This window comes from Xanthomonas sp. LMG 12460 (assembly GCF_009192895.1).
In the GTDB taxonomy this organism is placed as follows: domain Bacteria; phylum Pseudomonadota; class Gammaproteobacteria; order Xanthomonadales; family Xanthomonadaceae; genus Xanthomonas_A; species Xanthomonas_A sontii.
In genome coordinates this window covers 1-12699 of record NZ_NKUH01000007.1, presented here as the reverse complement: position 1 = coordinate 12699, position 12699 = coordinate 1, and the positions used below count along the sequence as shown (strand labels likewise).

Sequence of the window (12699 nt, the reverse complement as noted above, 5' to 3'; positions counted from 1 at the left end):
CCGGCGGCATGAGCGCCTGGCATCCGTCCCTGTACCGGCAGTGGTTCGCCGTCGCCCCCGCCACGGCGTTGCGGCGCCAGCCGCTGGCGGTGTCGGTGATGGACCGGCATGCGGCGATCGCGCGTTGCGCCGATGGCGGCCTGCTGGCGCTGGAAGACCGCTGCCCGCACCGGCACGCGCCGCTGTCGGCCGGCTGCGCCACCGGCGACGGCCTGTCCTGCCCCTATCACGGCTGGCGCTTCGACCGCGCCGGCGCCCTGCGCGAGATCCCCGGCCTGCCGCCCGGGCAGGCGCCGCCGGCGGTGCGGGTGCGCGCCTTCGCCGCGCGCGAACACGACGGCCTGATCTGGCTGCGTCCCGATCCGGAAGGCGCGGACGCGCCCTCGCAACTGGTGCAGGCGCTGCAGCCGTCGGCGCGGCGCTTCCTGTGGCGCACGCGCTGGGATGCGCACGTGGTCGATGCGCTGGAGAACTTCCTGGACCCGCTGCACACCCATCTGCTGCATCCGGGGCTGGTGCGGCGCGGCGGCGCGCGCACCGCCAAGCGCGCCGAGCTGCGCCACACCGACGAAGGCTTCCACGTCGACTACCGCGGCGCCGCGGCGCAGAGCGGCTGGCTGTACCGGTTGTTCGAGTCGCCGCGCATCCTGGAACGCGCGCATTTCGCCGCGCCCGGCAGCGCGCAGATCGAGTACCGCTACGCGCGCGGCGGCCGCGTGCGGATCAGCCTGCACTTCACCCCGCTCGACGCGCGCAGCACCGACGTCTTCGCCAGCCTGCACGTGGAGGGGCGCTGGGCGCCGGCGTGGGCGGTGCGGCTGCTGGTGTGGCCGCTGCTGCGCCGGGTCGGCGAACAGGACCGGCGCATGCTCGCGCTGCAGTCGCGCAACCTGCAGCGCTTTCCGGGCGCGCGCGGTGCCTCCACCGCGCTGGACCTGGTGCGCGAACCGCTGCGGCGTTACTGGGACGGCGAGCCGCTGCCGGCACCGGGCAGCGGGCACGACGTGGAACTCATGCTGTGACCGCGCCGAGCCGCTGCAGCACATCCGCCAATGGGGCCGGACGCCCGAACAGATAGCCCTGCACGCCGCCGCAGCCGTGCGCGCGCAACCAGCGCAGCTGCGCCTCGGTCTCCACGCCTTCGGCGACCACGTCCAGCCCCAGGCAATGGCCCAGGGTCAGCAGCGCCTGGCAGATCGAGGCGTTGCGTGGATCGCGGTCCACCTCGGCGACGAAGCTGCGATCGATCTTCAGCGTGTCCAGCGGCAGGTCGCGCAGATACGCCATGCTGGAGAAGCCGGTGCCGACGTCGTCCAGGGCCACGCGCACGCCCAGCGCGCGCAGTTGCCGCAGCACGTCGCCGGCCTGCTGCGGCTGCCGCATCAGGCTGCTCTCGGTCAGCTCCAACTGCAGGCCGTTGGCGGCCAGCCCGGCCTCGGCGCAGGCCTGCACCAGGTCGGCGACCAGGTCGCCGTCGAAGAACTGCAGCGCCGACACGTTCACCGCCACCGGCAGGTCCGGCCATCCGTGCTCGACCAGGGCGCGGCGCGCCCGCGCCGCCGCGCGCATCACCCAGCGCCCCAGCGGCAGGATCAACCCGGTGTCCTCGCACAACTGGATGAACGCATCCGGCGCGATGAAACCGCCATCGCGCTGCGGCCAGCGGATCAGGGCTTCCAGTTCGCGCGGCGCGCCGCTGACGGCATCCATGATCGGCTGGAAGTACAACTCGAACTCCTGGCGCTCGATCGCCTGCTGGATGCGCCCGGCCAGGCGCAGGCGTTCGCCGGTGCGCGCGGCCATGGCGCGGTCGAAGCGCACCAGGCTGCGGCCCTCTGCCTGCGCCGCATGCGCGGCCTGCGCGGCGCTGCCGATCGCCTCGTCGGCATCGGCGGCATCGTCCGGACACAGCGCCACGCCGATGTGCGCCTGCAATTGCTGGGCGAATTCGCCGCCCTGCACCGGTGCGTACAGCGCCTCCTGCAGCGCCTGCAAAGCCTGCGGCAGGAGCTGGGGGTCCAGGATCGCCAGCACGAAGTCCTGCGCCGGCTGGTGCGCGCTCAGCCCGAAGCGCTCGCCGAGCGTGCGGATGCGCCCGGCCACCGCGCTGCGCACCGCGTCGCCGGCGGCGCGGCCCAGGGTGTCGCCGATCAGGGCCAGGCCGCGCACCTGCACGTAGGCGATGGCATAGCCGCCGCGCTGCGCACGCAGGGCTTCGGCCATCGCGCGCGGCTTGAGCAGGCCGGTGTTGAACTCGTGGCGTGCCAGGTAGGCCAATTCGCGTTCATGGGCAAGACGCTCGGTGACGTCTTCGGCCAGGATCAGCCGCGCAGGCACGCCGCCGAATTCCAGGTCGACGCTGTGGATGCATACCGACAGCAGGCTGCCGTCCTTGCGCCGGTGGGTCCACACGCTCGGCGCGTCGAAGCCCTCGCGCGGTTTGCGCACGTCCTGCAGCAAGCGCTCCGCGTCCTCCGCCGGGCGCAGATCGCACAGGTCCATCGCCAGGAATTCCTGGCGGCTGTAGCCGTACTGGCGCACCGCGGCCTGGTTCACTTCCAGGAAACGCAGGCTGTCGACGGCGAACACCCAGTACGGCAGCGGATTGCGGTCGAACACCAGGCGGAACTGGCGCTCGGCATCGAGCAGGCGCGCGTGCGCCGCCACCCGGTCGCTGACGTCCTGCACCGCGCCGGTCATGCACATGCCCTCGCGCGTGCGCACCAGCGCGCCGCGCGCGGCCAGCCAGCGCAGGCGTCCATCGGGCAGGTGCATGCGATAGACGGTGTTGTAGTCCGCGCGCCCTTGCGCCGCGTCCTCGTACAGCTGCGTCACCCGTGCGCGATCCTCGTCGTGGATCCGCGCCAGGAACGCCTCGATGGGCAGTTGCATGCGCTGCAGGCCGAACATCGCGCCGGTCGGTTCGGACAGGCGCAGCACGCGCCGCGCGATGTCGACGCGCCAGGTGCCGATGCCGCCCATGCCGTGCGCCAGGCGCAGATCCTCGTCGCCACGCCGCAGGCGCTGCAGCAAGTGGCGCTGGCGACGCTCGGCGCGGCGCAGGCTGACCAGCAGATAGGCCAGGCCGAGCAGGTACAGCACGTACACCAGCGCCGCCGCCGCGACGAACCACCACCAGCCGGACAGCGTCTCGCGCAGCCCCACCCCGGCCACCGCCAGCAACGGATACGCACCGCCGCCGCTCAGCGCCAGGATCCGCGGTGTCCCGTCGAAGACATCGCGGCGTACCCCCAGGGCGCCGCCGTGCGGCATCGGCTGCGCCAGCGCGATCGGCAGGCGTGACTGGCCGGCCGCGAGCGGGCGGCTGGCGGCCAGCAGCACGCCCTGCGCGTCGGTCAGGGCGACGATGCCGTCGCGCCCGCTGTCGGTGCCCTGCACGATGCGTTGCAACGCGGCCACCCGCCATTGCGCCTCGACCCAGCCATCGGTCCCCCACGGGACCGCCACGCGCACCACCGCCTCGCCATCGGCCAGGCGCACTGGCGGACTCACGCAGACCCGATCGCCGCAGCGCGCGCGCGGCATCCATGCGCGCAGTTGCGGATCGCCCGTGCCGCCGAAGCGGCGTTGGCCCTGCACATCCAGCAGGGCCACGTCGCGCAGTTCCGGGTGCCGCGCCTGCAGGCCGTGCAGCGAGGCGGCGATCAGCTCGGGCGCCCGCATCGGCGTCTCCGCCAGCAGCGCCTGCGCACTCAGGCCCTCGCCATGCAGGGCCTGGCCGAGATTGTCCAGTTGCAACTGCAGCAGGCGGTCGCTGCCGGTGGCCAGGGCCAGGCTCTGCCGCTGCGCTGCGGCCAGGCGGTTGTGGCGGTCCTGCGCCAGCACCAGCACCAGGCCGGCGGCCAGCAGCACCGCCAGCGCCACGCCCCAGGTCGCGATCGCCCGCAACGGCGCGCGCGTGGCGCGCCGCAGGCTGTGCCGAAAGCGACGGTCACGCTTCCTGTCGGCGAGCGGATTCGGCGGCATCGAGGGTCGGGAGTGCGGCGTAGATGCTGGATACAGCGGCCTGGGACCGGCGATCTTGACCGTCCGTGACGCGATGCTGCGTTCAGCGATGCGGATAAATCATTCAGTCCGCTGTGGCCACTGCGCCAGTGCCTGTGTCGTCAGCCCCACCCGTCGGCACGCCCGCGCGGCGATGCCATCGTGCAGTGCCACCCGGAACAGCGGCGCCACCTGCTGCAGCAACCAGGCCGGCACCGTCGGGCCGGTGCGCTGCAGCCGTGCCTGCCGCAGCAGGGCGCTGGCCCACGGCGGCAACAGCGCTGCGCCGGCGCCCAGGAACAGTTCGCGCGACAGCCCCGGCGCCGGCACCGGCAGGCGCAGGCCGGACAGCACCGCCAGCACCTCGCGCGAGCGCGCATCCACCCGCAGCAGCGGCCGCTGCCGCGCGAAATAGTCCAGCACCGCCGCCTCGCTGGCCGGGACGTCGCGCGCGCCCAGCGCTTCGGCGACGCGACGGCCTTCGTCGTAATAGCGGTCGGCGATCGCCGCCGGCACCGCGCGGCAGTAGCGGCGGTAGCCCTGCAGGAAGCCGTAGGCCTCGGTCACGTGGACCCAGGTCAGCAGCGCCGGATCGTCGGCGGCGTAGGCACGCCCGTCGGGCGTGTGGCCGCGCACCCGCGTGTGGATCGCACGCACACGGGCGATCTGGCGCTGCGCCGCGTCGGTGGGCGCGTAGCTGGTGGCGGCGACGAACTGGGTGGTGCGGCGCAGGCGCCCGACCAGATCCTCGCGAAAGTTGGAATGGTCGTAGACCCCGGCCAGCGCCAGCGGATGCAGGGTCTGCAGCAGCAGCGCACACAGCCCGCCGGCCAGCATCCCGGGAAACTCGGCATGGATGCGCCAGGTGACGCTGTCCGGACCGAACAGGCCCACATCGCCGAGCGGCTGGTCGTAGTCGATGGCGTCGCGTTCGCGCGGGAACGCGCCCAGCACCCAGCGGCGGATCTGCGCGGTGGCCGGAGCGGAGAGGGTGCGTAGCAGCGGGGGCATGCGCCGATGGTAGCGAAAGCGGCGCGAGCGCCGTGCGATGGCGTATGGCGCGCCGCGGCCGCGCCGCATGTGCGACCGCAGCATGCACTTTGCGGCCGCTGTGCTAGAAAGAAGCTGCCTCAAGATCGCCAACCGACGTTCCGCGTCCGTCACCGCATCTGCAAGGAGCCCGTCATGCTCGCTCTGTTCAAAGGCTTGGGATTGCTGCTCGAGGACAACGCGCTGCACCAGCGCTCGTTTCCCGAACAGGTCGCGCACTGGCAGCACAAGAGCGAGGCGCAGATCCGCGAAGAGGTCGCGTTGCTGGCCAAGGCCAAGCAGCAGTGGCTGGTGGCGTCGATCATCGGCTGGCAGGCGATCTCGCTGATCCTACTCGGCGTGATCACCGCGCAGTTGTGGCAGCACGACTACCACCTGACATTCTCGCGCATCGTCATCGTGGTCACCTCATGGGTGGCGATCCTGTTCGTGATCTGGTTCATCGCCAACATGTTCGACCGCACCGCCGGCTTCGAGCGCTGGCTCACCGCGTTCAACAGCCGCGAACCGCTGTCGGCCGATGCCGACACCGTGGAGTGCGTGGCCGACGCGCTGAACATGGCGCGCAAGTATCCGGAGATCCTCGCCTACAAGCGCGAGGTGGTGGCCAACCGCGAACTGCGCCACGAGGACATCCGGATCATGCGCGAGATGGGCCGCATCCGCCTGCATGCCGAACTGGTCGCCTCGCTGATCCAGTTCGAGGGCACGCCGCCCGGCGGCCAGCCCGGCGTGTTCCGCGTCGCCGGCTGAGGCCGCCGCACACGCATCTCACGCGCGCCGTCTGCGATAGACGGCGCGCCCGCCGATCCGACATCACGCGCGGGCGCGACTCGGGCGCAACACGCGCACAGTCGGTCGTGATCCGCGCGTCCGACGGCGTGTGCGCTCAAGCCCGCGATCGCCGCAAGGGCGCAATGCCACGGCGATGCCAGCCCCCAGTCAAACCGCACCGACCCGACGCAGCCGGCGTCAGCCGACCGCGTTGACACAGGGCATTCCCAACGCCCGTTTCGCGAAATATAATCATTCTCGATTAGAACTTTCGCCTCACGGTCTCGATGACACTGCATCCCCTTTCGTGCGCCTGCCTGCTGGGCATGGCGCTGTCCTTGCCTGCGCACGCCGCCACCGCCTCGGACGCCGACAGCGGCGCCGATACCGCACAGGCGACCGCCCTGCCCACGGTGCAGGTGCGCGCCGACGCGCAGAGCGGCTTCCGCGCCACCGGACCGGTGCAGGCCGACAAGTCGGATGCGCCGCTGGCGCAGACGCCGTTCTCGATCACCGTGGTGCCGCGCGCGCTGCTGGACAGCCAGCAGGCGCGCACCTTGTCCGATGCCCTGCACAACGTCTCCGGGGTCGTCGCCAACACCTACGGCCGGCGCGGCTGGGACGACCTGATCATCCGCGGCCAGACCGCCTCCGACGCGCTGTTCGTCGACGGCCTGCACACCGCCGACAGCAACCGTGTGGCCGAGCAACTGTTCGGCGTGCAGCAGGTGGAGGTGATGAAGGGCCCGGCCTCGCTGCTGTACGGACAGGTGCTGCCGGGCGGCCTGGTCAACCTGATCAGCAAGCGTCCCGGCGCCGAGCCGATGCGGCGGGTCGACCTGGGCGTGGGCAGCGACGGCCTGCGCCAGGGCAGCGTCGATCTCAACCAGCCGCTGTCGGCCGACGGCAAGGTCGCACTGCGCCTCAATGCGCTGGCGATGAACAGCGACGACCCCACCGACCACGTGTACTTCCGCAGCCGCTGGATCGCTCCCTCGCTGTCGCTGGACCTGGGCCCGCGCACCGACTTCGTGCTGCTGACCAGCTACCAGGAACGCGACTACATCCGCCAGCAGGGCCTGCCCTGGGAAGGCAGCGCCGAACCCAACCGCAACGGCAAAATCGACCGCGCGCTGTTCACCGGCGAACCCGGGCAGCGGCCGTACCACAGCCATCAGAGCCGGATCGGCTACGTGCTCGATCACCGCTTCGACAACGGCTGGAGCCTGCACCATGCCGCGCGCTGGCAGAGCTTCGGCCTGGACGGTTTCCTGATCGCCAACAACGGCCTGGCCGCCAACCTGCGCACCCTGCGCCGTACCGCCACCCAGCAACAGTTCGACGGACGCACCTGGGTGCAGGACACCTACCTGCAGGGCGGCTTCGCCACCGGCACCTGGCAGCACACCGTCACCGCCGGCCTGGACGCGTTCAAGACCTGGGAATGGAACGTGCAGTCGACCTGCCGCGTCGGCAATCTCGACGTGTACGCGCCGGTCTACGGCAGCGCCGTGACCTGCCCGGCACGCCCCACCCGCGACAACCTCAGCGTGGTGACCTCGGGCGGCCTGTACCTGCGCGACCGCATCCAGTTCGCGCCGGACTGGCAACTGCTGCTGGGCCTGCGCCACGATCGCAGCCGCAACCAGAGCGAGGATCGGCTGGCCGGCAGCGACACGCGCACCGACAACAGTGCCACGACGGGTTCGGCAGCGCTGATGTTCGACGCCGGTGGCGGGCTGCGCCCGTATGTCAGCGTCGCCACCTCGTTCTATCCCAATGTCGGCGTCGATGCGCAGGGCGCGCAGTTCGATCCCGAGCGCGGGCGCCAGGTGGAACTGGGCGTCAAGATGGAAGTCGGCAGCGGCACCAGCCTGAGCATGGCGCTGTACGACCTGCGCCGGCGCAACGTGCTGCAGACCGATCCGTTCAACGACGGCTACAGCATCGCCGTGGGCGAACAGCGCAGCCGCGGCCTGGAGCTCAACGCCGCCGCCGACCTGGGCAACGGCTTGAGCCTGTTCGGCGGCTACGCCTACACCGATGCGGTGGTCACCGACGACGGTGGCCAGCGTGTCAGCAGCGTCGGCAGCCGCCTGAACAACGTGCCGCGGCATAGCGGTTCTGTGTGGCTGCAGTACACCGCCCACGGCGCGGCCGACGGCTGGAGCGTCAGCGGCGGCGCCCGCGCCGAAGGCGAGAAGACCGCTTACGGCCATCGCATTCCCGGCTACCTGGTATTCGATGCCGGCCTGGGCTACCGCCAGGGCCATTGGCGCTACGCGCTGAACCTGAAGAACGCCTTCGACCGCGACTACTTCACCGGCGGCCTGCAGCGCGCGGTGGCCCTGGGCGACCCGCGCACACTGTTGTTCTCGGTGGGCGTGGATTACTGAGTGGGTGCGCGTCGTTGCGCACGACGCGACGCCGTTCGTGCCAGCGTGCTGTGGGATTGCGGGACAGCGTCCTGTGGTAGCGACTTCAGTCGCGACGCGAGAGGCCATCCGGCGGCTCCGTTGCAGAGGCGTCGGGACTGAAGTCCCTCCCACAACGGCAGCGATCCGATTGCGACAGTCGGATGCAAGGCGGATACGGCGACGCGATGCGTCGGTCGACCTCGCATCCGGGTCGCGGCTGACGCCGCTCCGACGGTGCCGATCTTCGGACCGCAACGAGGCATCGCGCAGGAGCGGCTTCAGCCGCGACGCATGACGTCGTCCGACGGCTCTGCGGCAATGCCTCTCAACGGCTTCAGCCGCGACGCGCGACGTCCGACAGCTCCGCGGTAATGCCCGCGTGGGAGCCACTTCGGTCGCGACGCAAGACGCCATTCGGCAGTTCCATTGCAGACGCGCCGGGACTGACGTCCCTCCCACAACAGCCGCGGCCATCGTGACATCGCTGGATGTGGCGGAAGATCGTATCGACCAGCCGTTCGCTATCGCCTCTCACTCGCGCCCGCAGGCCGACGCCGGTGCATCCGACACCACGCACTGGCGGAAGTCGCGTGGCAGCCCGGCGATCTCGCGGCGCTGACCGATCGCCAGATCGAAGGCCTGCAGCACGCGCGGATTGCAGGCAGCGGCATCGCCGCCGCTGGCCTGCGGCGATGCCGTGCAGGCGGCGTAGACCTGGTAGTGGCAGCGCCCGCTGCGGCTGTCGATGCAACGGAACGTGGCCAGGCCACCGCGATACGTAGTGCGGCTGAAGAGCAGCGGCACGCCGCGTTCGCTGGCCTGCACCACGGTCTCGCGGCGGGCGCCCATGGACAGGTCGAGATCGGCATGTCCCTGGCAGCCGAACAGGCCGAGCAGGCACGACCACAGCACGGAGAGCAGACGCATGGCGGAGATTCCTTGTTCCAGTGCGAAGCGAGGGAATGCGCGGCTACATGCCGCGGAACAGGCTCATGTACGGCTGGCTGACGGTCAGGACCTCGTCGCGGTGGCGCAGCTTCAGCCGGCCCTTGCCGGTGTCGTCGCGCACCACCGAGGCCACCGCCTTGAGGTTGACGATGGTGGAGCGGTGGATCTGCCGGAACGCCGCCGGATCGAGCACGTCCAGCAGCTCGCGCAAGGAGGTGCGCAGCACCGCCTCGCCATCCCGGGTGAGCACCGTGGTGTACTTGCTGTCGGCCTGGAAATACAGCACGTCGTCGAGCAGGATCAGCCGCGTCTCGCGGCCGCTGCTGGCGGTGACCCAGGCCAGCGGCGGCGGCGCCGACGGCGCGACCGGGCGCTGCTGCAGACGCTGCAGCAGCGCGTCGAGCACCGCCGGATCCGGCCCCTGCGCCGCCCGTGCCTGCAGCCGCTGCACCGTGGCCTGCAGACGCTCGCGCACGATCGGCTTGAGCAGGTAGTCCACCGCGCCGTGCTCGAACGCATCGATGGCGTACTGGTCGTAGGCAGTGACGAATACCACCTGCGTGTGCGGGCTCAGTTCGCCCAGCGCACGCGCCACCTCGATGCCGCTCAGCCCGGGCATGCGGATGTCCAGGAACGCCACCTGCGGGCGCAGCTCGGCCAGCCGCTCCAGCGCGCTGGCGCCGTCCTCGCACTCGGCGACGATGCGCAACTCCGGCCACACCTCGCCCAGCAGCGCGACCAGCGCGTCGCGCAGCAGGGTTTCGTCCTCGGCGACGATCGCGTCAGTCATGGTGCGCTCCCGTGTGCGTCGCCACCGCTGCCGGCGCTGGCGGCGGTGTCTGCGTCGTCCCCGCCGGCCACGGCAGGGTAATGGTGGCGGCCACGCCGCTGGGGAAGTTGGAGACGATGGCGAAGCTCGCCGCGCCGGCATAGGTGAGGCGCAAGCGCTCGCGCAAATTCTTCAGGCCGATGCCGGTGCCGCTGGACTGGGTGTTGAAGCCCAGGCCGTCGTCGGCGACGGTCAGGGTGACGTGGTCGTCGACCGCGCGCGCCAGGATCCAGATGGTGCCGCCGCCGGGCTTGGGTTCCAGACCGTGCTTGATCGCGTTCTCCACCAGCGTCTGCAGCATCATCGACGGCAGCGGCAGCGTCTTCATCGTCTCCGGCACCTGCACCTGCAGTTGCAGGCGTGCGCCCATGCGGATGCGCAGGATCTCCAGGTACGCCTGGGTCCGCTCGAGTTCGTCGCCGAGCGAGCTCATCGCGTCCTCGGTGCTGGGCAGCGAACGCCGCAGGTACTGGATCAGATAGCCCAGCATCAGGTCGGCGCGCGGCGGATCGGTCCGCGCCAGCACCTGTGCACTGGCCAGCGTGTTGTAGAGGAAGTGCGGCTCGACCTGCGCGTGCAGCAGGTTCAGCCGCGCCACGGTCAGTTCCTGCTCGGTGGCGGCCTGTGTGGCGGCGGCCTGCTCGTCGCGGCGCAGCTCGGCCACGCGCCGCGCCAGCGCACGACCCAAGGCTTCGGCGTTCTCGTAGTTGCTGCCCTCGTCGACCGCGAACAGGTCGATCCAGGCGCTGGCATCCGGCTCCAGCAGCAGGGTCAGGCTGCTGGTGCCGGTGCCCGGGGTCACTGTCGCCACCACCTGGTTGCGCTTGACCGCGAAGCGCGCGGCCAGGTTCCAGCGCGACGGCGGACGGCCGTTGTAGGGATCGATGCGGCGCACCTTGGCGCGCACCTGCAGGCTGTCCAGCGTGCTTTCCACCTCCTCCACCCGCGGCAGCTCGCGCACCGCCGCATCCAGCAGTGCGAACGCCTCATGGGTGTCCAGCGGGATCTCGATCTGGCGCCGCTGGCGGCTGGCCAGGGTGCCCCAGTCCAGGCGCCCGGCGATCAGCCAGACCTTGCGCAGGTGGGTGATGCCGGCGATCAGCGCCGACAGCATCAACAGCATCGCCAACAGGCCGAACAGCCAGCCCGGTCCGGAATTCATACCGTAGAACAACCCGGCCCAGACGAAGGCGGCGACAACCACCGCCACTGCCCAGGCGCACAACAGGCGAACGAGGAAGAACAGGCTGGCGAGCATGGCGGCCGGGGACTGGGAAGTTCCGGCGAGGATAGCCGCGGCGTCGCACGGCGCCAGCGGCGTGCGACGAAACCGCCGCTGGCGAGGATGGGACCGGGCCTTGGCAGGACGAAACCGCAGCCCAGCCGCACGCAGAGGCGGCGGCGCCATTCCAGGCGACAGCGCGCCCTACAGCCGGCTCACGCTGCGGATGCGGATCTCGCTGCTGTCCACGCCGTGGCGTTGCGCCGCCTGCGCGCGCAGGCGGCACAGCAACCGCTCCGGGTCCAGCGGCGCGGGCTCGGCCCAGGTGTGCGCCAGGGTGCCCCAGGCCACGCGCTGGCCGAAGCTGTAGGCCTCGTAGTCGGCCAGGTAGTGGCGCGCGCGCTCAGGTGCCGACGTGGACATCGCCTTCGTAGCCGTTGCAGCCAAGATGTTCGAGCGCGATCGACAGCGCCAGCGCGTAGCCCTGCGCGCAGTAGCCGCCGACCTGGCCCAGGCGCTGCCCCGACGCCGCGCACAGGCAGGCTTCGCGGCGATCGCTGGCATCGTCGTGCACTTCCACGTAGGGCCGGCGCAGGTGCGCGACCGCGTCGGCGGTAACGGCGCTGTCCGAGCACGCGCCCGGATCCAGCAGCAGCATCTCCACCCCGGCCTGGTCGGCCTGGGCCAGCGCCTGCAGCAGTTCGCGCTCGCTGGCGCAGCCGCGCACGGCCAGGGTCTTGCCGGCGCGGCCGGCATGGGCGAGCAATTGCCGCATCACCGGTGGGGCGATGCGGGCCGGGCGGCCGCGATGGCCGGCCACGCAGTCCGGGCCACGGAGCAACAGGATCGACATGGCGGCGCCCTCAGTTGGTCAGCGCCGCGCGCGCGCCGAGCCGGCGCTGCGCCACGCCCAGGGCGATCGCGTAGCTGTCGGCGAGCGCACCGTTGGCGATCACCGTCAGCAACGGCATGTGCCGCGGATGCAGCAGCGGTTCCAGCGCCTGCGCGCTGGCATCGTGCACCTCGATGTACGGATGGCCCAGCGCATCCAGCGCCGCGCACAGCTGCGCGCCATGGTCGGCCAGCTCCGACGCCGGCAACTCGCCGGAATCCAGCAGCACCAGCTCGGTGTCGTCGCACGCGCCTTGCTGCAGCCGCGCCACGATCTGCGCGGCATCGGCACAGGCCACCGGCACCACCTGCGCAGCATGGGAAGCGGCCAGACACTGCGCCGCGGCGATGGCCGACGCATCGCGATGCGGGCCCTGGATCAGCAGAATCGACATGGAACACATCCAACGGAAAGGACGTGGCGCAGTCTGCGCGCGCGCCGCGTAAGCGTTCCATGGCGGAAGTGGGCCTGGGGCGTAAAGTCTTTGTAAGGCCGGGATTGGGGAGTCGGGATTGGGGATTCGCTGAAAAGGCGGGATTCGGGATTGGGGATTCGGGATTGG

At 71.1% G+C, this 12699-nt stretch carries 11 protein-coding genes; 3 read left to right on the top strand and 8 right to left on the bottom strand.

Translation table 11 applies throughout. From position 1 onward, the window contains the following. Positions 1-8 precede the first annotated feature (8 nt). The gene (locus tag CEK66_RS01605) at positions 9-1022 is read left to right on the top strand and encodes a Rieske 2Fe-2S domain-containing protein (RefSeq protein ID WP_152235734.1); all 1014 of its coding nucleotides are present in this window, start codon (positions 9-11) and stop codon (positions 1020-1022) included. Here CEK66_RS01605 and CEK66_RS01600 read toward each other — a convergent pair. After that, positions 1012-3987 (bottom strand): EAL domain-containing protein, encoded by a 2976-nt coding sequence (locus tag CEK66_RS01600; RefSeq protein ID WP_226978461.1) that lies wholly within the window; start codon positions 3985-3987, stop codon positions 1012-1014. The two genes, CEK66_RS01605 and CEK66_RS01600, sit on opposite strands and share 11 nt — an antisense overlap. A gap of 99 nt (positions 3988-4086) precedes the next feature. Continuing rightward, positions 4087-5016, bottom strand: coding sequence for an oxygenase MpaB family protein (locus tag CEK66_RS01595; RefSeq protein WP_043091289.1), 930 nt, complete (start codon positions 5014-5016; stop codon positions 4087-4089). A 6-nt stretch (positions 5017-5022) separates the two neighbouring features. On the opposite strand from CEK66_RS01595, the gene CEK66_RS01590 reads away from it, so the two are divergent. Then, positions 5023-5808 (top strand): hypothetical protein, encoded by a 786-nt coding sequence (locus tag CEK66_RS01590; protein WP_226978460.1) that lies wholly within the window; start codon positions 5023-5025, stop codon positions 5806-5808. A gap of 308 nt (positions 5809-6116) precedes the next feature. Next, the gene (locus tag CEK66_RS01585) at positions 6117-8225 is read left to right on the top strand and encodes a TonB-dependent siderophore receptor (protein WP_152235732.1); all 2109 of its coding nucleotides are present in this window, start codon (positions 6117-6119) and stop codon (positions 8223-8225) included. Between the two features lie 552 nt (positions 8226-8777). Here the strand turns inward: CEK66_RS01585 and CEK66_RS01580 are convergent. The 6 genes from CEK66_RS01580 to CEK66_RS01555 form a co-directional block, all read right to left on the bottom strand. Next, positions 8778-9173: a hypothetical protein gene (locus CEK66_RS01580; RefSeq protein ID WP_152235731.1), complete on the bottom strand. Its 396-nt coding sequence runs from the start codon at positions 9171-9173 to the stop codon at positions 8778-8780. Positions 9174-9216: 43 nt separating this feature from the next. Beyond that, on the bottom strand, positions 9217-9984 hold the full coding sequence (locus CEK66_RS01575) for a LytTR family DNA-binding domain-containing protein (protein WP_017908516.1): 768 nt from the start codon (positions 9982-9984) through the stop codon (positions 9217-9219). Next, positions 9977-11281: a histidine kinase gene (locus CEK66_RS01570; RefSeq protein ID WP_152235730.1), complete on the bottom strand. Its 1305-nt coding sequence runs from the start codon at positions 11279-11281 to the stop codon at positions 9977-9979. The genes CEK66_RS01575 and CEK66_RS01570 overlap by 8 nt, the downstream gene beginning before the upstream one ends. Positions 11282-11449: 168 nt before the next feature. Continuing rightward, positions 11450-11668 (bottom strand): hypothetical protein, encoded by a 219-nt coding sequence (locus tag CEK66_RS01565; RefSeq protein ID WP_152235729.1) that lies wholly within the window; start codon positions 11666-11668, stop codon positions 11450-11452. Beyond that, on the bottom strand, positions 11649-12098 hold the full coding sequence (locus CEK66_RS01560; protein ID WP_017908518.1) for a type II 3-dehydroquinate dehydratase: 450 nt from the start codon (positions 12096-12098) through the stop codon (positions 11649-11651). The genes CEK66_RS01565 and CEK66_RS01560 overlap by 20 nt, the downstream gene beginning before the upstream one ends. Before the next feature lie 10 nt (positions 12099-12108). Then, complete coding sequence (locus tag CEK66_RS01555) at positions 12109-12531, bottom strand: hypothetical protein (protein WP_043093452.1); 423 nt, start codon at positions 12529-12531, stop codon at positions 12109-12111. Between the last annotated feature and the right edge of the window lie 168 nt (positions 12532-12699).

Excerpts from the sequence above, each read along its gene's own strand:
- CEK66_RS01575 (WP_017908516.1), bottom strand. The coding sequence starts at position 9,984 with ATGACTGACGCGATCGTCGCCGAGGACGAAACCCTGCTGCGCGACGCG.
- CEK66_RS01560 (WP_017908518.1), bottom strand. The coding sequence starts at position 12,098 with ATGTCGATCCTGTTGCTCCGTGGCCCGGACTGCGTGGCCGGCCATCGC.
- CEK66_RS01570 (WP_152235730.1), bottom strand. The coding sequence starts at position 11,281 with ATGCTCGCCAGCCTGTTCTTCCTCGTTCGCCTGTTGTGCGCCTGGGCA.
- CEK66_RS01565 (WP_152235729.1), bottom strand. The coding sequence starts at position 11,668 with ATGTCCACGTCGGCACCTGAGCGCGCGCGCCACTACCTGGCCGACTAC.
- CEK66_RS01595 (WP_043091289.1), bottom strand. The coding sequence starts at position 5,016 with ATGCCCCCGCTGCTACGCACCCTCTCCGCTCCGGCCACCGCGCAGATC.
- CEK66_RS01555 (WP_043093452.1), bottom strand. The coding sequence starts at position 12,531 with ATGTCGATTCTGCTGATCCAGGGCCCGCATCGCGATGCGTCGGCCATC.
- CEK66_RS01580 (WP_152235731.1), bottom strand. The coding sequence starts at position 9,173 with ATGCGTCTGCTCTCCGTGCTGTGGTCGTGCCTGCTCGGCCTGTTCGGC.
- CEK66_RS01590 (WP_226978460.1), top strand. The coding sequence starts at position 5,023 with ATGGTAGCGAAAGCGGCGCGAGCGCCGTGCGATGGCGTATGGCGCGCC.
- CEK66_RS01585 (WP_152235732.1), top strand. The coding sequence starts at position 6,117 with ATGACACTGCATCCCCTTTCGTGCGCCTGCCTGCTGGGCATGGCGCTG.
- CEK66_RS01605 (WP_152235734.1), top strand. The coding sequence starts at position 9 with ATGAGCGCCTGGCATCCGTCCCTGTACCGGCAGTGGTTCGCCGTCGCC.
- CEK66_RS01600 (WP_226978461.1), bottom strand. The coding sequence starts at position 3,987 with ATGCCGCCGAATCCGCTCGCCGACAGGAAGCGTGACCGTCGCTTTCGG.